The following is a 16,558-nucleotide window of genomic DNA, read 5'->3' on the forward strand; positions in this document are numbered from 1 at the left end:
TGGTGGAAGAGTTGGTGCGGCGGTGCTGAGGGCGCAGTCGTCGCCCGTCCACGAGGAGCGGAACGGGGCCGGCCTCAGCCGGCGTCCTTCTTGTCCGCCGGGAACAGGTCGGTCTCGGACTCGTGCCACACCGGGGAATCGGTGGCGGTCTCGACGTTGAACCCGTGGTCGTAGACCAGCGATCCGCCGATGGCCGCACCGATGCCGGTGAGCCCGGCCGCGACCAGGGACAGCACGAGCACCGGTGCGGGGGTGGCGGTCGCGTCGGCGTAGACGGTCAGACGCAGGGCGATGGTCGCCAGGACGACGAGGGTGACGATGGTCATCACCAGCGCGTGGGCGTTGACGGTGCGCCACGCCTGGGTGCGGCGCGGGGTCGAGCCCAACCAGTCGGCGACGCCGGTCGCGGCGGCGAGCAGGGAGACCGCGCCGCCGCCGATCAGGGCGAACGTACCGGCCCGGTACAGGTCAGCGGCCAGTTCCCCGCCGGTGAGCACCGAGATGACGTCGAACGCGGCGGCCAGCACGTAGGCGCCCACGGGGATGTCGGTCAGCGGCGGGTGCAGGGGCTTGCCGGCCAGACCGCGCAGCCCGTGGGCCTTGCGACCGCGGAGGGTGAAGGCGGGGCGGAACGAGAACAAGCGCATCGCGTCCTCCACAGGCACCAGTGATTTCCGACAACGCACATTGTCTAATGCCGGAACCGTCTTTTTGTCAACACTGGTTGTTAGAACGCGACGTGCGACCTACCGTGGTGACATGGAGCCAGGAGCGGACGACTTCAGCGCGCTGGGTGTGCTCGCCGAGCCGCAGCGCGCGCGCATCTACGCCCAGCTGGCCGCGGCGACGCAGCCGCAGACCCGGCAAGAGGTGTGCGAGGCGCTCGGACTGGGGCGGACACTGGTCGCGTTCCACCTCGACAAACTGCAGCGGGCCGGGTTGGTGCACGCGGTGCGCCCCGAGGCCGCGCCCGGCGCGCGGGGACGCCCGCCGCAGCGGTACGCGGCCACCGACCGCGAGGTGATCGCGACGGTGCCGCCGCGGCGCTACGAGCTGCTCGCCCAAGTCCTCCTGCGTGCCACCCGCGAGCAGGCACCCGGAGAGCCGATCCACGCGGCGGCCGTGCGGGCCGCGCGGGCCCGGGGCGTCGAGCTGGCCCAAGGGCTGGAGCCGGCCGGCGAGGACCACAGCGGGACCGCGGAGGACGCGCGGCCGTGGGAGGCGCTCACGCGGCTGCTGTCCCGGATTGGCTACCAGCCGCGCCGCGACGGGGACGCGCTCATCCTCACCAACTGCCCGTTCCAGCGACTGCGCGTCACCGACACCGAACTCGTCTGCTCGATCAACGCCGCCCTCAGCGCCGGCTACCTCGACGGGCTCGCGATGAACGAAGCGGTGACCCCCCGGCTGCGCCCCTGCCCGGTCAATTGCTGCATCGTGCTCGAACCAGCGGCATGAGCACAGACCACCCGACATGACAGACCACGACGCCACGAGCGCGATCTCCCGGTGATAGTGTCCCTAACCCCGCCGGTGGAGGCGCCGCGCCGTAGCGGTCAGCGCTGCCAGGACGCGGATGACGACACCCCGGCACGCTCACCGCCGCCTTCACCCGCCACGCCGCACACCGCCTGACCCGCGGTCGTCACGAACTCGGTCGGCCACACCGCACCCCGTCGACCCGATTCGGGCACGTCCGCATTTTCCGGTTACCACCGGAACCTCGGGGCCGACGCGACGGCGTGGCGTGCCCGCGACCGGTTGGTGCGCCCGGTGCCACGGCCTGGCCCTGTGTGGGCGCCGACCCTGTTCACCGACGGGACCCGCACCCGGCTCGCCGCAGCCAAGCTTCGCTGCACGTGCGGTTCCGCCGGTGTTGGCGACGGGAGTGGAAGTCTTGAAGGCTCGGCGGAGATTGTCCGCCGCGTGACAGTTGCCGGGTTGGCGGGTGTGCGGCGGGGAAGTCTGTGACCGATGGGACCGGGGGTCCCCGGCGGCCGTGCCGGTACCCCCACCGGGCCGCAGACAGGAGAGAAGTTCATGTCCACCCACAGCAAGCCCGCCACATCGTTCGATCCGAGGCGCACGGCGGTTCTGGTGATCGATCCCGTCAACGACTTCCTGCACGAGGACGGCGCCGCGTGGGAGATGACGAAGTCGACGGTGAAGAAGAACGACGTCGTCGCCCAACTCGCGCGGCTGGCCCGAGGCGCCCGTGAGGCGGGCGTGCCGGTGCTGTTCGGGCCCATGGCCTACACAGCCGAGGACTACGCCAACGAGGAGTTGCAGCGCCGCAGCGGTATCAACCGGCTGATGTTCGAGAACAGGATGTTCCTCGCCGGGTCCTTCGGCGCCGACTTCCACCCCGACATCCAGCCGCAACCGGGCGACATCATCCTCGCGCCGCACAAGGGCACCGACGTCCTGCAGACCGACCTGCGAGAACACCTCGACCGGCTGGGCACGACACACCTCGTCATCGCGGGGATGACCGCGAACCTGTGCGTGGAGTCCACCGGCCGCCACGCCACCGAGCTGGGCTACGACGTCACCTTCCTCTCCGACGCGATCGGCGCGGAGAGCCTGCCCGCCTACGAGGCGTCGATCCACCTGAACTTCCCGCTCATCGCCAACGCGGTGCTCGAAGTCAACGAATTCCTCGGCTCGATCGCGCCCGGGATCACCCCCACCGAGCGGGGTGTGCAGCCCGGCGACACCGTGTACGGCTCGGACCGCGGCGAGGTCGGCACCGTGGAGGACGTCGTCGCGGCGACCGAGGACGTGCCGGGGTACCTGGTCGTGCAACGGGGAGCCATCTTCGACAAGCACCTGTTCGTGCCGCTGGACGCCGTCACGCACCGCAGCGGAACCAGCACCTTCATCAACATCCCCAAGCTCGTGGTCTCCAAGCTGCCCTGGGACGAGCGCCCCACGGCACAGACCGCCGCCGCCAAGCTCGGCACACCGGCCGCCGAGATCGCAGCGCTCTACCGCAGCCACGCACCGACCGGCGGCTGAGACAGACGACTCGGACCGGCGCAATCCCACCGTGGCCGCATCCCGCTGCCCTCAGCTTCAGGTGATTGTCCGGATCTGCTCATCGAGATTCCCCGCAGTCTCGTGGCGCGGTGCCGGCGCTGATCCCTCGATGATCGGGCACACCGCCGCGTCGCTGTTCGGACCCGGCCTCACGGCACAGGCGGCTTCCAAGGCTGTCCGCAGGGCCAGCAGGTCCTCCACGGCCGCGTCGATCTCGGCGATCCGGGTACGGAGCAGTCCCCGCACCCCAGCGCACGGCGCGGCGTGGTCGTGCTGCTCGGTTACCAGGACGTCCTGGATCTGGGCCAGTGACATACCGAGTGCCCGTGCGCGGCGGATGAACACCGCGAACCGGACCGTTTCGGGCGTGAACAACTGGTAGCCGGTGCTCGTGTGGCCACACACGGTGAGCAGGCCCCGTTGCACCCAGACCCGGATGGCCTTGCGGCTCACCCCGGCCGAGGCGGCCAGCCTGCCGATCGTCAAGGTGTCCGTCGGCATGCATCCTCACCTCCTGCGGACCAGTGATGATCGTTCCGCTGGGGCACGGTTCTGGGGTCGGTCTTGTCCACATCGGATGGCAAGTGATGGAGGTGCGTGATGCCCTTGCGGGAAGGCGAGGTCTACCGCTGCCCGGACGAGGCGTGCGGATGCGAGGTCACCGTGACCAAGGGCGCCCCGGCCGACTGCGCCGGGCAACAGAACCCGACGTGCTGCTGCGGCCGGACCATGACCAAGATCAGCGCAGCGGCTGGAGCAGTGTCCGCGGGCTGACACTCGCGCTGCGCCCGGTCGTGATCCCTGGTGGGCTGGTGCTCACGGGTGGACCACGACCGGAAGCGGGTGCGGCGCATGACATCGGCAAAGCGGGATCGCGACGAGGTGTTCATCGAGTACACGAAGAGCATCTGCCCGGTGTGCAAGGTCGTGGTCGATGCTCAGGTCAACGTCCGCGACGACAAGGTATACCTGCGTAAACGCTGCCGCGAGCACGGGCGGTTCGAGGCGCTGGTCTACGGCGACGCACAGGCCTACCTGGCGTCGGCGCGGTTCAACAAGCCGGGCACGATTCCGCTGACCTTCCAGACGGTGGTCAAGGACGGGTGCCCGTCGGACTGCGGGCTGTGCCCGGAGCACAAACAGCACGCCTGCCTGGGAATCATCGAGGTCAACACCAACTGCAACCTGGACTGCCCGATCTGCTTCGCCGACTCCGGCCACCAGCCCGACGGCTACTCCATCACCCTCGAGCAGTGCGAACGGATGCTCGACGTGTTCGTCGAGTCCGAGGGCGAGCCGGAGGTGGTGATGTTCTCCGGCGGCGAGCCCACCATCCACAAGCACATCCTCGACTTCGTCGACGCGCGCAGGGGTCTGTTCCCCAAAATTGACCACACGCAGCACCAGAAGTCGCGCTGGTCAATTTAGGGAACAGACCCCTGCAGGGCCGTAAAGGTCCGATGACTCCCTTAGGGCTGGGAGCAAGCGTCGTTTGTCCAAAGCGTTGATCTCCGCAAGAGAGTCAACACCATTGTTGGCGCTCGGTTGTTGCCAGGCGAGGGCAGAGCTGGCTGAGGCCGCCCTCCTGCCGCGAGTAACGCTGGCCATGTGGCCTGCGATCCCGGTGAGTAAGTGATCCGCTGCGTGCAACTTCGCGATAGAAGGAGGTGAAGGATGGCACGGAGTAATCCCGCTGCCCGGTTTCTGGGCAACCTCAATCCTGCACATCTCGGTGACTCGTTGACCGAGATCGGCCTGTTTCGTGGTTGTTCAGCGCGCGGATCCGCTGGCCCAGTCGAGTGACCTCGGCCTCGACCGTGGAGTACGTCGGGATGACGGTGAAGTCGAGGTTTCCTGATCATGCGGGTGTTGCTGGCGCTGGCGCGGATCATGGCTCGGCTGCCGGCCGCGCGGCCGTGACCACTTCTGCGACGCAGCCGCGTCAGGCCCTCCAAGCCCGTCCGCGTAGCAATCGCATGCCATTGAGCGCCACGAGGACGGTGGATCCTTGGGCCTTGGGGCCGTGCATCGGTTCGGCCGCGGCGGCGCAATTCGGCGCGGCACCGCCGAGTGGGACGTCACGCGTCGGGCCACTCCTGCCGCCGCCCAGGCATTGGGCGTACCGGCCTTGGGGCGGTGGCCGGGGTCGGCTCGGAGTGTGGTGGTGTCAGGCGAGGTGGACGGTGATGATTTGGTCCAGGCCGCCGATGCGCAGCGCTTTGGCGATCTTGGCGGGGACGGCGCTGATGGCCAGGGTGCCGCCGTGGGCGTGCAGGTGTCTCCAGATCCCCAGCAGGGCGCTCATCCCGGAGGAGTCGCAGAACCCGACGCCGGAGAAGTCCAGCTGCAGGTGGATCGTGCCGCCGCTGGTCAGGGCAAGCACGTCGTCGTGCATCCGGTGGGCGGTGGCGTGATCGATCTCGCCACCGACGCCGATGACGACCCGGTCTTCGGTGGCGGTGGTGAGGGAGACCGTGACCGCGGGCTCGGGAATCATCCGTGGTCCCCGACTTCGGTGGTGGCGGTGGTCTCTGTCCGCGTGACGCCGTCGTGTGCCGAGGTCGGCGGCATGCTCAGGGTGAGCAGGGCGACATCGTCGGCGCGGCGCGGGTCGAACCGGTCCAGCAGCGTGACCAGGTGTCCGGTCAGCTCGGCGGCGCGGCATCCAGTGTGGGTGGCCAGGAATTCCTCCAGTGGCTGCTCGCCGAACTCCTCGCCGGTGTGGGTACGGGCTTCGGTAAGTCCGTCGGTGTAGAACACCAGCGCGTCGCCAGGACGCAGCCGTGCGGTGCAGGTGATGAACCGCGCGTCGGGCAGCATGCCGATCAGCATCCCGTGCGGAGTCGCCAGCGCCTGCGCGCCGCCGGCTGCTGGCAGCAGATAGGGCGGCGGGTGCCCGCCGGCGGCCACGACCACCTCGAACTCCGTCGGATCGCCGTCGTCGGGGTTCGGGGAAAGCACGGCGAACGCGGCGGTGCAGAACTTTGGAAGGGTGTCGAGACTCTGTTCGGCGATCATCGCGGCGTTGAGCTCCGACAGCACCGCGACGGGGTCGTCGTGGTGGGTGGCCAGCGATCGGAGGGTGTAGCGGATGAACGAGGTCAGCGACGCCGCCGCGGCGCCCTTGCCGCAGACGTCCCCCAGCACCACGGCCCATCGGCCGCCGGCCAGTGGGAACACGTCGTAGAAGTCGCCGCCGACCAAGCGGGCGGAGGCGGTGCGGTAGTGCGCGGCCAGTTCCAGGCCGGGGATACGGGGCAGGGCGGGCGGGACGAGGCTGCGTTGCAGGGTGGTGGCGAAGGATTCGATCTCGGCACGGTCGCGTTCGGCCTGCTCGCGCAGTTCGCGTTCCAGTCGCAGCCGGTGCAGCGCCGACAGCCGCAGCTCCAGCTCGTCCATCACTACCGCGGCCAGATCCCGCAGTGTGGCCATGCCTGCCTCATCGATCCCGCGCGGTTTGGTGTCGATCACGTTCACGGTGCCCAGCCGGTGCCCGTCGGCGGTGGCGATCGGCGCGGCGGCGTAGAACCGGACCCCGAGTTCACTGGCCACCAGCGGGTTGTCGCACGCGCGCGGATCGTTGACCGCGTCGGTGACGACATAGGTGTCATCGTCCAGGATCGCCGACCCGCACAGCCCGGGGTCGCGCCCGATCTGGGTGACGCCGTCCAGGCCGTGGGCGGACTTGAACCAGATCCGGTCCTCATCGACGATCGTCACCGACGCGATCGGCACGTCGAACCAGCGGGCCGCCAACCGCGCGACCCGGTCGAACGCGCCGTCCGGCGGGGTGTCGAGGATGTCGTATCGGCGCACCGCCTCCATCCGCGTGGCTTCCATCCGCGCGGCTTCCACCTGTGCGGCTTCCGCCGCAAGCGGCGAGGCGTCCCGCTGGCCCGCCACCACGCTCGAGGTCCACGACCCCTCGTGCCGAGCGATCCCCACCTCGAACCCCACCCCTCGCGAGCTTCCTCGGCTTCGCCGCGAGCGTCGCACACTGTCCGGTTACCTGCCAGCGCCGGTTCGTTTCCGCGCGCAGGACGACCGTACCGGCCGGGCCGATCCCGGCTAACGGTCCTTACCTGCACCAACCGTGCCGCAGACGCCATGCCGGGTCATCCGCCCCTGCCCATCGGCGGGCCGTGCTGCACCGCCACCTCGCCGCAGCCCGCGACGCCTAGATGATTGATTCCTGGATCTTCAGTGGTCATAGGCGATCAGTGAGCGTTTGACGGCGACCCGCGGGCCGACAAGTCGATGACCGAGGAGAAACGCCGGGACTTCTCGAACTTGATACTTCTGTGCGGCTACCACCACGAGGTCGTTGACGGTGAGGAGACCCGCGACGAGTACACGGTTGAGATGCTGACCGAGTGGAAGACCGCGCGGGAGAGCGAACTCGGAGTCGACCTCAGTCCTCTCAACGGTGTGCTCAACGAAGGCAACCTGGAAGCGCGCTGAAGGCCACGGTCACGAACGTCGTCATCCAGACAAAGACTGAGGTACTTGGGGCGATAGAGCGAGTTGAGGATCTCGGTCAGGAAAGCGTTCGCTTGCTGCGAGCCCTGATAGAAGAGGTCTTCGACCGGCCCTACATCGATCTCGACGCGGTTGCTTCGCTGGCCGAGTCGGCACAGCTGCTTGAGCATCTCCCGGCCACGGCCGGCGTGCTTCAGGAAACCTCGCGTTCCTTGAGTCACCTGCCGGACAGCGCAGACACGTTGTCGTCCTCGTCTACGCGACTCATCTCGACGACCGACTACATCGGGATGCTCAGCACCGCAGTGCATTGCCTGCCTGACTACACAGAGCAGCTGCGATCAGCCCTATCGCCGCTGCTGGACCTGTCTGATCACACGGGCAGCTTGGTGTACTTCGCCAATAGTCTCACCGAGACTCGTGACTCGATCAGCGACTCCATTCGCGAGATCAGTTCATCATGTTGGCGCGTTGGAGCTTACCCGACCGCATAAGTGACCTGTGGGACCGGAGTACGGCACGTCCTGCCCGCCTTCCTTTTGCGCCCAACTGGGGTTCGTTGCGATTGTCCTCGTTGAGGGAGTCGGTCGGCGCGAAATGACGCTTGTCGCCCTTCGTGGTCCTCTTGCGGATGGCTCGCCGGGCTGACCGGCGTGTGCCTTTTCTGGGCAGAAGGGCTCCCGCGTGCCATGGGTAGCGGAGGGGGCAGGGCCAGCCATGGTGGACGGCGTGAGGTTAGACCAATCCCTCTCCTGGAGGGTCTATTGTGGACGGCAGTAGCCGTCCACAATAGACTTCCCGGTGCATTCTGGGGGCATTTGACGTCGGGACCCAATGGGAATCTATGGGGTCTGACCAGGTATGACATGCCTGTGGGGCCGTTTTCGGAAGTTGTCCCGAAAACGGCCTCATCGTGACCCGTCAGGTCTGGCCGGCCCACCACTTCTGGCCGGCCTCGCCCAGCGTCGAGATCGGGTCGTAGTAGGGGTAGCGGCGGTCGAGCGCCTCGGGGTCTTCGAGCTCGATTCCGGTGCGGTAGTTCTTGGTCCAGTAGGAAATGCCCAGCTCACGGTCATATTCGGCGAGCTGGTGCACCCACCGCTTGCCCACGTACGGAACGTCGCACACGATCCGCGGCGTGGCATAACCGGGCAGGTAGCCCATGATCGCGTGCTGAAGCTCCTGGGCTTCCCAGACGGACACCCTCCAGTGCTCTGCGTTGGGGATCATGTCGCACATGTAGAAGTAGTACGGCAGGATGTTCGCTTCCCCTTGCAGCGCGAAGCAGAGGTCCAGCAGGTCGTCGGGTGTGGCGTTGACGCCCCTCATCAGCACGCCCTGGTTGCGCACGTCCCGCACGCCCACCTCGCGGGCGGTTCGCGCGGCCTCGGCGACCAGCGGGGTCACGGACTGGGCGTGGTTGACGTGGGTGTGGATCGCGAGGTTCACGCCGCGGCGTGCGGCCGTGCGGGCCACGCGTTCCAGGCCTTCGACGACGCGCGGCTGGAGCCAGTGCTGGGGCAGGCCGGCCAGTGCCTTGGTGGCCAGGCGGACGTCGCGGACGGTCTCGATGTCCAGCAGGCGCATCAGGAACGACTCGAGCTGCGGCCACGGCACGTTCGCGACGTCGCCGCCGGAGACCACGACGTCGCGGACGCCGGGGGTCTTCTTCAGGTACTCGATCATCTGGTCCTGGCGGTCGACCGGCTTCAGGGACAGCTTGTGCTTGTCGACCAACGGCGTGGAGTTGCCGACGAGGTCCATGCGGGTGCAGTGCCCGCAGTACTGCGGGCAGGTGGACACCATCTCGGCGAGGACCTTGGTGGGGTAGCGGTGGGTCAGCCCTTCGACCACCCACATCTCCGCCTCGTGCAGTGAGTCCCGCTGCGAGTGCGGGTGTGACGGCCAGCGCGGGTCGCGGTCGGAGGAGACCGGCAGCATGTAGCGGCGGACCGGGTCGGCGAGGAACGCCTCGGTGAACTCGCCGGGGGTCAGGGCGGCGTCGACGGCCATCGTGTTGACCATCTGCGGGGGGATCAGCATCGACATCGTCGCGAGCTTCTGCTGGTCCGCGGCGAGGTCGTCGTAGAACTCCTCGGTCAGCAGGTCGCCCGCGACCTTGCGGAGCTGCTTCACGTTCTTCACGCAGTTCACGCGCTGCCACTGGGCGTCGCGCCACTGCGCCTCGGTCACGTGCGCCCAGCCGGGGAAGCGCCGCCAGTCGGGTTCGACCAGCTCACGGCGGACGTACGTGTACGGCTGTCGGTCGAGCCGCTCCAGCGCGGTGGGGGCGTCGTGCAGCGCGGTCATCCGTACTCCTCAGCGTCGAGGTGGCGTGAAGATATCCTGTCACACCGCTAGGTCGCCGTAAATATTTCTGATCAAGCCCTGGTGGAGTCCTGGTCGGGAGCAATTCGGCGGGTCCGTGCGTTGTCCAGGCATGGCCCTCTTCGCGCTGCTGCTGCTCGGGTTCTTCGCCGAGGTCGCGGTCCTGGTCGCCGTCGGCAACGCCATCGGCGGGCTGTGGATGATCGCGCTGCTGTTGCTCGGCACCCTCGTCGGCCTGTCGCTGGTGCGCAGGCAGGGGGCGCAGACGATGGCCGCGTTCTCCGAGACGGTGTGGAAGCGCCGGCAGCCGCACCAGGAGATGGCCGACGGCGTGCTCATCGCGGCGGCCGGGGCGTTGATCATGGTGCCGGGCTTCCTCAGCGACGCGGTGGCGTTGTTCCTGCTGTTCCCGCCCACGCGCCGGCTCGTCAGCAGGCGGATCGCCCGCAAGGCCGAGGCGGCGGCGCTCAAGTTCGAGCACGAGCGGCGGTTCGGGGCCGGTCAGGTCGTCGAGGGCCAGGTGGCCGACGTCGACGCGGGTCCGGTGATCATCACGGAGCGGCGCGAGCTGACGTGATCCGCGCGTACCGGCCGGCCGATCTGGGCGCGCTCTACGACATCTGCCTCGACACCGGCGACGGTGGGCGGGGTGCACGTCATCTGTTCGACGACCCGCGGCTGCTCGGTCACGCCTACGTCGGGCCCTACGTGGCGTTCGAGCCTGATCTGGCGTTCGTGGTGGAGGACGACCTCGGCGTTTGCGGCTATGCGGTCGCGGCGTCCGACAGCGAGGCGTTCGAAGACCGCTGCGACCGCGACTGGTGGCCTGACCTGCGCATCCGCTACCCGTTGGGGACGAACGCGAACCGGGTCGTGCAGCAGATCCACCACCCGGTGCGTGTCGATCCTTTCCTGGTTCACGACTATCCGGCGCACATGCACGTGAACTTGCTGCCGCGCGCGAAAGGCAAGGGGTTCGGCCGTGGACTCGTCCGGACCGTGCTCGAACGCCTGGAAAAGGGCGTCCATGTGCACGTCCGGCGCCACAACACACACGCGCTCGGCTTTTGGGAGCACGTCGGCTTCCGTGTGATCGACTCCGCGGACGAGCTCGTGCTCGGGCTGCGCCTCTAGGCGAGCAGGTCCTTGAGCAGCAGCTCGAAGTCGACGACCTCGGCACCGGCCGGCACCGCCGCGTAGGTGGACCGCAGGAACCGGCGCAGCTCGTCGGCCGGCAGGTGGAACACGGCGTGCGAGTCCTCGGTGTGCAGCTCCAGCACGAGGACGTCCCCGTCCGCCGGCCTCAGCCGCACGTCGCCGAGCCCCGCGGGGGACAGCAGGCCGTTCGACAGCAACTCGCGGCCGACGAGCCACGTCGACTCCTGGTCGTGTGCGTGGAAGCGCATCGTCACCGCGTGGGGATCGTCCGACCGGTACTGGAGGTCGACGTCCATCGGCTCGATCGTGCCGTCCGGCCGGATGAACTCGACGACGGTGGCTGTGCCGACCCGGGTCTCGTTGAACATCGCCGTTCCTCCTCCGCTTCGAGGGTGCTGAGGTACACACGGACGTCGTCCCGGATCGGTTCAAAGCTTCTAAAACCGGCACATTGGGTACTGAAGGCGCATGACCGTCTACGGCATCCACGCATCACACGAGCAGATACACCCCACCGACCTGCTCTCCGCAGTGCGCAGGGCCGAGGAGGCCGGGTTCGGCGCGGCGATGAGCTCCGACCACTTCTCACCGTGGAGCTCGCGCCAGGGCCAGTCCGGGTACGCCTGGTCCTGGCTGGGCGCCGCGCTGCAGGCGACGAGTCTGCCGTTCGGCGTGGTCACGGCGCCGGGCCAGCGCTATCACCCGGCCATCAGCGCGCAGGCGATCGGCACGCTGGCCGCGATGTACCCCGGCCGGTTCTGGGCCGCGCTCGGCACCGGCGAGGCGAGCAACGAGCACATCACCGGCGACGGGTGGCCGCGCAAGGACATCCGCACGGCCCGTCTGCGCGAATGCGTCGACATCATCCGTGCGCTGCTTTCCGGCGAGGAGGTGAGCCACGACGGCCTGGTCACCGTCGACCGCGCCAAGCTGTGGACGTTGCCCGAGCAGCCCCCGTTGCTGATCGGCGCGGCCGTGAGCCCGGAGACCGCGCGCTGGTGCGCCTCGTGGGCGGACGGCCTGATCACCGTGAACGCCTCTCCCGACCGGCTGCGCAAGGTGGCCGACGCCTACCGCGACGCCGGCGGCCGGGGCAAGCTGCACCTGCAGGTGCACCTGAGCTGGGACCCCAGCGAGGACGCCGCGATGGAGATCGCGCACGAGCAGTGGCGCACCAACGTCTTCCGCCCGCCGGTGTGCTGGGACCTGGAGATGGCCGAGCACTTCGACGTGGTCGGCGAGCAGGTCAGCACGGAGCAGGTGGCCGAGGTCGTCAACGTCTCGTCCGACCTGAAGTGGCACGCCGAACAGCTCCACGCGTACGCGGAGCTGGGGTTCGAGGAGATCTACCTGCACCACGTCGGCCAGGAGCTGACGCCGTTCATCGATGCGTTCGGCGAGCACGTCCTGCCGGAGGTGACCGCGTGATCAGCACGTCTGACGTCTGGTGGAAGAACGCCGTCCTCTACTGCCTCGACGTGGAGACCTTCTCCGACAACGGCTTCCGCGGGGCCACCGAGCGCATCGACCACCTTCACTCGTTAGGCGTTACGTGTGTGTGGTTGATGCCGTTCTACCCAACCCCTGAGCGCGATGACGGCTACGACATCACCGATTACTACGGCGTCGACCCCCGGCTCGGCTCGCTCGGCGACTTCGTGGAGTTCGTGCGCGCGGCACGCGACCGCGGCATGCGCGTCATCGCCGACCTCGTCGTGAACCACACGTCCGACCAGCACCCGTGGTTCCACGACCCCGACAAGCGCGACTGGTACGTCTGGGTCGACGAGCCGCCGGCCGACGGTCCGCAGGGGATCACGTTCCCGGACGAGGAGAACAGCCTCTGGGAGTACTCGGAGGAGGTCGGCAAGTACTACCTGCACCGCTTCTACAAGCACCAGCCCGACCTCAACGTGTCGAACCCGGCGGTGCGCGACGAGATCGCGCGGATCATGGGCTTCTGGATGGAGCTCGGGCTGAGCGGCTTCCGCGTGGACGCCGTGCCGTTCCTGCTGGAGCACACCGACCGCCTGGACGCCGCTGCGCTGCCCGACCCGCACGACTACCTCACCGACCTGCGGGCGTTCCTCAACCGCCGCAACGGTGAGGGCGTGCTGCTGGGCGAGGTCAACCTGCCGTACAAGGACACGATGGCGTTCTACGGCCAGGGCGTCGGTGACGAGCTGACGATGTGCTTCGACTTCGTCGGCATGCAGGCGATGTACCTCTCGCTGGCGCGGCAGTCGAGCGGACCGCTGGTCAAGGCCCTGCAGGAACGCCCGGAGCCGCCCCGCGACGGGCACTGGGCGACGTTCGTGCGCAACCACGACGAGCTGACCTTGGACAAGCTGCCCACCGACGAGCGCCAGGAGGTCTTCGACGCCTTCGGGCCCGAGAAGTCCATGCAGCTCTACGGGCGGGGCCTGCGCCGGCGGCTGCCCGGCATGCTCAACGGCGACCAGCGCCGCATCCGCATGGTCTACAGCCTGCTGTTCACGCTGCCGGGCACGCCGGTGCTCTTCTACGGCGAGGAGATCGGGCTCGAGGAGGACCTGTCGCTGGAGGGCAGGCTCGCGGTCCGCGTGCCGATGGACTGGGAGGCCGTGGGCAAGCAGCGCCACGACCCCGACTCGCTGCTGGGCTGGATGCGGCTCATGATCCAGCGCTACCGGGAGTGCCCGGAGCTCGCGTGGGGCACGTTCCAGGTGCTCGACACGGAAGAGCCGTGCGTGTTCGCGCACCGCGCCGACTGCGACGGCGGCTCGGTGATCGCCGTGCACAACCTCGCGGACCAGGACGTGACCGTGCGGGTTCCGGCCGAGGGCGTGCTCGCGGACCTGCTGACCGGCGGCACCGTGAAGCCGGCGAAGAGCGGCGCCAAGGTGGACCTCGCTCCGTACGACTGCCGGTGGTACCGCCTGATCACCGAGTGATGCTTGCGGGATCTCCTCGGTTCACGTGAAGATATCTTCGAGACAGCGTCGTCGACCGAAGGATTTTCAGGTGAGCGCGTATGGACTGCACCGCGTCCTCGAGCCGGCGGGCGTGCTGCCCCAGCAGGCGTGGCGGCTGGACGCGGAACCCGTGCCCGCCGCCGACGAGGTGATCGTCGCGGTCGAGCGGCTCAACCTGGACGCGGCCTCGTTCCGGCAGCTGCGGGAGCAGCACGGCAGCGGCGACGCGGTCCGGCAGGCCGTGCTCGACATCGTCGGCGAGCGCGGCAAGATGCAGAACCCGGTCACGGGCTCGGGCGGCATGCTCCTCGGCACGGTCCTGGAGGTCGGGCCGTCCTCGCCGCTCGGGCTCAGGGCGGGTGACCGGATCGCGACGCTGGTCAGCCTCACGCTGACGCCGCTGAGGATCAACGACGGGTTGCAGGACTGGTCCGGCGAGGACGAGCAGGCGCCGTGCCGGGGGACCGCGGTGCTGTTCGGGCGGTCGATCGCGGCCGTGCTGCCGGACGACCTGCCCGACGAGCTGGCGCTCTCCGTGCTCGACGTGTGCGGCGCACCGGCACTGACCGACCGTGTGGTGAGGAAGCACCCCGGTGGGTCGGTGCTGGTGCTCGGCGGTGGCGGCAAGTCCGGATCGCTTTCTCTCGCGGCGGCACGTCAGGCGGGTGCTTCGCGCCTCGTGGCGTTGGTGCCCACCGAACGTGAGGCTGCGCAGGTCCGTGCGGCGGGTCTGGCTGACGAGGTCGTGATCGCCGACGCGCGCAATCCCGTGGCTGTGGCCGAGGCGGTCGGCAAGCAGGTCGACGTCACGGTCGTGTGCGTGGACGTGCCGGGTTGCGAGCACGGCGCCATCCTCGCGACCGCGGACGGCGGGACCGTGATCTTCTTCTCCATGGCGACGTCGTTCAGCGCCGCGGCACTCGGCGCCGAAGGGCTGGCGGCCGACGTGGAGATGCTGGTCGGCAACGGCTATGTGCCCGGTCACGCCCAGTTTGCATTGGACCTGGTCCGCACGCAGGCGGGTGTGCGCTCGCTGTTCGAGCAACGGCAGACTGCGTGACGTGAGTACGCAACTTTTGGTCGGCGGTCGCATCTACGCACCGGAGGCGACGGCGATGGCCGTCACGGACGGTGTCGTCGTGTGGATCGGACAGGACTCGGTCGGCCGTGCGCTGCACCCCGGCGCCGAGGTCATCGAGCTCGACGGCGCCTTCGTCGCACCGGCGTTCGTCGACGCCCACGTGCACGCGACGTCGGCGGGCCTGCTGCTGACCGGCCTCGACCTGACCCGCACGTCCTCGGTGGAATCGGTGCTCGACCGGATCCGCGCCGCCCCCGGCCCGCTCGTGTGGGGGCACGGCTGGGACGAGACGCGCTGGCCGGAGAACCGGCCGCCGACGCGCGCGGAGATCGACGAGGCCGCCCAGGGCAAGACGGTGTACCTGTCGCGCATCGACGTGCACTCGGCCCTCGTCTCGTCGAACCTGATCACCGACGAGGCCCGCGACGCCGACGGGTACTCGGCCGACGGTCCTCTCTCGCGGGCAGCCCACCACCACGTGCGCGGCACCGCGAAAGCAGCCATCACGCCTGAGCAGCGCAAGGCCGCGCAACTGGCGTTCCTGCGCCACGCCGCGTCGATGGGCATCGCGTCGGTGCACGAGTGCGCCGGTCCGGACATCTCCGGCGAGGACGACCTGCGGGACCTGCTCCAGCTCGGCGAGGGCCCCGAGGTCGTCGCGTACTGGGGCGCCCACGACCTGCCCGGGGTTCCCGTGCGGGGCCTGGCTGGTGACCACTTCGTCGACGGAGCGATCGGCTCCCGCACGGCCGCGCTGGTCGAGCCCTACGCCGACGCGGACACGTCCGGCGCGCTCTACCTGGACGGCCCGCAGATCGCCGACCACCTGGTCAGGTGCACGGGACTGGGGGTGCAGGCCGGGTTCCACGTCATCGGCGACGCGGGCATGGCCGCGGTCGTCGAGGGCTTCGAGATCGCCGAGAAGATCCTCGGCGCGCCGGCGCTGGCGAGCGCGCGCCACCGCCTGGAGCACGTGGAGATGGTCTCGGCCGACCAGGCGGCCAAGCTCGCCGCGTGGGGCGTCATCGCCTCCGTCCAGCCCCTCTTCGACGCCGAGTGGGGCGGCCCCACCGGCATGTACGTCCAGCGCCTCGGATCCGAGCGCGGAGTGGGGCTCAACCCCTTCTCCCGCCTGGCCGCGGCCGGCGTGATGCTCGCGTTCGGCTCGGACACCCCGGTGACCGCGATCGACCCGTGGGCCGCCGTCAAGGCAGCCGTGCACCACCGCACCGAAGGCCACGGCATCTCACCGCGGGCCGCTTTCACCGCGCACACCCGCGGCGGCTGGCGCGCGGCGGGCGTGGACGACGGGCTGACCGGCACGTTGCAGCCCGGCGCGCCCGCGACCTACGCGGTGTGGGAGACCGGCGACCTCGTGGTGGCCGCGAGCGACTCGCGGGTGCAGCGCTGGTCCACGGACCCGCGGTCCGGGGTGCCCGGGCTGCCCGACCTCACCGGTCCCGCGCCGGTCTGCGTGCGCACCGTCCTGAACGGCCGGACGATCTACGAGAGGAAGTGA

The 16,558-nt window shown here is 69.1% G+C and carries 18 protein-coding genes; 12 read left to right on the forward strand and 6 right to left on the reverse strand.

Features of this window, described 5'->3' with window-relative positions:
• Positions 1-74: 74 nt before the first annotated feature.
• The gene (locus tag BMW88_RS31575; RefSeq protein WP_089957871.1) at positions 75-647 is read right to left on the reverse strand and encodes a DUF2231 domain-containing protein; all 573 of its coding nucleotides are present in this window, start codon (positions 645-647) and stop codon (positions 75-77) included.
• Between the two features lie 112 nt (positions 648-759).
• Here BMW88_RS31575 and BMW88_RS44130 point away from each other — a divergent pair, with 112 nt between their 5' ends.
• Positions 760-1,458, forward strand: coding sequence for a helix-turn-helix transcriptional regulator (locus tag BMW88_RS44130; protein ID WP_177221513.1), 699 nt, complete (start codon positions 760-762; stop codon positions 1,456-1,458).
• Positions 1,459-2,040: 582 nt separating this feature from the next.
• Positions 2,041-3,018, forward strand: a complete 978-nt coding sequence (locus BMW88_RS31585; RefSeq protein WP_089957877.1) for a cysteine hydrolase family protein — start codon at positions 2,041-2,043, stop codon at positions 3,016-3,018.
• Between the two features lie 57 nt (positions 3,019-3,075).
• Here the strand turns inward: BMW88_RS31585 and BMW88_RS31590 are convergent, their stop codons facing one another.
• Positions 3,076-3,540, reverse strand: coding sequence for a MerR family DNA-binding protein (locus BMW88_RS31590; protein WP_089957880.1), 465 nt, complete (start codon positions 3,538-3,540; stop codon positions 3,076-3,078).
• Positions 3,541-3,639: 99 nt separating this feature from the next.
• Between BMW88_RS31590 and BMW88_RS42360 the strand changes: the two genes are divergently transcribed.
• Both BMW88_RS42360 and BMW88_RS31595 read left to right on the forward strand, forming a co-directional pair.
• The gene (locus BMW88_RS42360; RefSeq protein ID WP_177221514.1) at positions 3,640-3,813 is read left to right on the forward strand and encodes a hypothetical protein; all 174 of its coding nucleotides are present in this window, start codon (positions 3,640-3,642) and stop codon (positions 3,811-3,813) included.
• Between the two features lie 78 nt (positions 3,814-3,891).
• Positions 3,892-4,467: a radical SAM protein gene (locus BMW88_RS31595; RefSeq protein WP_245778187.1), complete on the forward strand. Its 576-nt coding sequence runs from the start codon at positions 3,892-3,894 to the stop codon at positions 4,465-4,467.
• Positions 4,468-5,206: 739 nt separating this feature from the next.
• Here BMW88_RS31595 and BMW88_RS31600 read toward each other — a convergent pair.
• A complete protein-coding gene (locus BMW88_RS31600) occupies positions 5,207-5,536 on the reverse strand; it encodes an STAS domain-containing protein (protein ID WP_089957883.1) in 330 nt (109 codons plus the stop codon).
• Positions 5,533-6,945 (reverse strand): PP2C family protein-serine/threonine phosphatase, encoded by a 1,413-nt coding sequence (locus BMW88_RS31605; RefSeq protein ID WP_245778188.1) that lies wholly within the window; start codon positions 6,943-6,945, stop codon positions 5,533-5,535. The genes BMW88_RS31600 and BMW88_RS31605 overlap by 4 nt, the downstream gene beginning before the upstream one ends.
• Positions 6,946-7,296: 351 nt before the next feature.
• On the opposite strand from BMW88_RS31605, the gene BMW88_RS31615 reads away from it, so the two are divergent.
• Together BMW88_RS31615 and BMW88_RS31620 are read left to right on the forward strand one after the other, a co-directional pair.
• Positions 7,297-7,500 (forward strand): hypothetical protein, encoded by a 204-nt coding sequence (locus BMW88_RS31615; RefSeq protein WP_089957889.1) that lies wholly within the window; start codon positions 7,297-7,299, stop codon positions 7,498-7,500.
• A 92-nt stretch (positions 7,501-7,592) separates the two neighbouring features.
• Entirely contained in the window at positions 7,593-8,012 is a 420-nt protein-coding gene (locus tag BMW88_RS31620; protein WP_089957891.1) for a hypothetical protein, read from the forward strand.
• Between the two features lie 427 nt (positions 8,013-8,439).
• Here the strand turns inward: BMW88_RS31620 and BMW88_RS31625 are convergent, their stop codons facing one another.
• Positions 8,440-9,828 carry a KamA family radical SAM protein gene (locus BMW88_RS31625; RefSeq protein WP_089957894.1) on the reverse strand — a complete coding sequence of 463 codons (1,389 nt, stop codon included), beginning with the start codon at positions 9,826-9,828 and terminating at the stop codon, positions 8,440-8,442.
• Positions 9,829-9,958: 130 nt separating this feature from the next.
• Here BMW88_RS31625 and BMW88_RS31630 point away from each other — a divergent pair, with 130 nt between their 5' ends.
• Together BMW88_RS31630 and BMW88_RS31635 are read left to right on the forward strand one after the other, a co-directional pair.
• Complete coding sequence (locus BMW88_RS31630; RefSeq protein WP_089957897.1) at positions 9,959-10,423, forward strand: FxsA family protein; 465 nt, start codon at positions 9,959-9,961, stop codon at positions 10,421-10,423.
• Entirely contained in the window at positions 10,420-10,980 is a 561-nt protein-coding gene (locus tag BMW88_RS31635; RefSeq protein ID WP_089957900.1) for a GNAT family N-acetyltransferase, read from the forward strand. Before BMW88_RS31630 ends, BMW88_RS31635 begins: the two co-directional genes overlap by 4 nt.
• Here BMW88_RS31635 and BMW88_RS31640 read toward each other — a convergent pair.
• Positions 10,977-11,372, reverse strand: coding sequence for an SsgA family sporulation/cell division regulator (locus BMW88_RS31640; RefSeq protein ID WP_089957903.1), 396 nt, complete (start codon positions 11,370-11,372; stop codon positions 10,977-10,979). The genes BMW88_RS31635 and BMW88_RS31640 overlap by 4 nt on opposite strands.
• A gap of 100 nt (positions 11,373-11,472) precedes the next feature.
• Here BMW88_RS31640 and BMW88_RS31645 point away from each other — a divergent pair, with 100 nt between their 5' ends.
• From BMW88_RS31645 to BMW88_RS31660, 4 genes are all read left to right on the forward strand, one after another.
• Entirely contained in the window at positions 11,473-12,432 is a 960-nt protein-coding gene (locus BMW88_RS31645) for a TIGR03885 family FMN-dependent LLM class oxidoreductase (RefSeq protein ID WP_089957907.1), read from the forward strand.
• Positions 12,429-13,937, forward strand: a complete 1,509-nt coding sequence (locus BMW88_RS31650; RefSeq protein WP_089957910.1) for an alpha-amylase family protein — start codon at positions 12,429-12,431, stop codon at positions 13,935-13,937. Before BMW88_RS31645 ends, BMW88_RS31650 begins: the two co-directional genes overlap by 4 nt.
• A 70-nt stretch (positions 13,938-14,007) precedes the next feature.
• Positions 14,008-15,018, forward strand: a complete 1,011-nt coding sequence (kdd, locus tag BMW88_RS31655; protein WP_089957913.1) for an L-erythro-3,5-diaminohexanoate dehydrogenase — start codon at positions 14,008-14,010, stop codon at positions 15,016-15,018.
• Entirely contained in the window at positions 15,011-16,558 is a 1,548-nt protein-coding gene (locus tag BMW88_RS31660; protein WP_218148281.1) for an amidohydrolase, read from the forward strand. The genes kdd and BMW88_RS31660 overlap by 8 nt, the downstream gene beginning before the upstream one ends.

The organism is Lentzea xinjiangensis (genome assembly GCF_900110955.1).
GTDB lineage: Bacteria > Actinomycetota > Actinomycetes > Mycobacteriales > Pseudonocardiaceae > Lentzea > Lentzea xinjiangensis.

What these genes read in the sequence shown, in the direction of transcription:
- BMW88_RS31575 (WP_089957871.1), bottom strand. Translation starts at nt 647, where the DNA reads ATGCGCTTGTTCTCGTTCCGCCCCGCCTTCACCCTCCGCGGTCGCAAG.
- BMW88_RS44130 (WP_177221513.1), top strand. Translation starts at nt 760, where the DNA reads ATGGAGCCAGGAGCGGACGACTTCAGCGCGCTGGGTGTGCTCGCCGAG.
- BMW88_RS31585 (WP_089957877.1), top strand. Translation starts at nt 2,041, where the DNA reads ATGTCCACCCACAGCAAGCCCGCCACATCGTTCGATCCGAGGCGCACG.
- BMW88_RS31590 (WP_089957880.1), bottom strand. Translation starts at nt 3,540, where the DNA reads ATGCCGACGGACACCTTGACGATCGGCAGGCTGGCCGCCTCGGCCGGG.
- BMW88_RS42360 (WP_177221514.1), top strand. Translation starts at nt 3,640, where the DNA reads ATGCCCTTGCGGGAAGGCGAGGTCTACCGCTGCCCGGACGAGGCGTGC.
- BMW88_RS31595 (WP_245778187.1), top strand. Translation starts at nt 3,892, where the DNA reads ATGACATCGGCAAAGCGGGATCGCGACGAGGTGTTCATCGAGTACACG.
- BMW88_RS31600 (WP_089957883.1), bottom strand. Translation starts at nt 5,536, where the DNA reads ATGATTCCCGAGCCCGCGGTCACGGTCTCCCTCACCACCGCCACCGAA.
- BMW88_RS31615 (WP_089957889.1), top strand. Translation starts at nt 7,297, where the DNA reads ATGACCGAGGAGAAACGCCGGGACTTCTCGAACTTGATACTTCTGTGC.
- BMW88_RS31625 (WP_089957894.1), bottom strand. Translation starts at nt 9,828, where the DNA reads ATGACCGCGCTGCACGACGCCCCCACCGCGCTGGAGCGGCTCGACCGA.
- BMW88_RS31630 (WP_089957897.1), top strand. Translation starts at nt 9,959, where the DNA reads ATGGCCCTCTTCGCGCTGCTGCTGCTCGGGTTCTTCGCCGAGGTCGCG.
- BMW88_RS31640 (WP_089957903.1), bottom strand. Translation starts at nt 11,372, where the DNA reads ATGTTCAACGAGACCCGGGTCGGCACAGCCACCGTCGTCGAGTTCATC.
- BMW88_RS31645 (WP_089957907.1), top strand. Translation starts at nt 11,473, where the DNA reads ATGACCGTCTACGGCATCCACGCATCACACGAGCAGATACACCCCACC.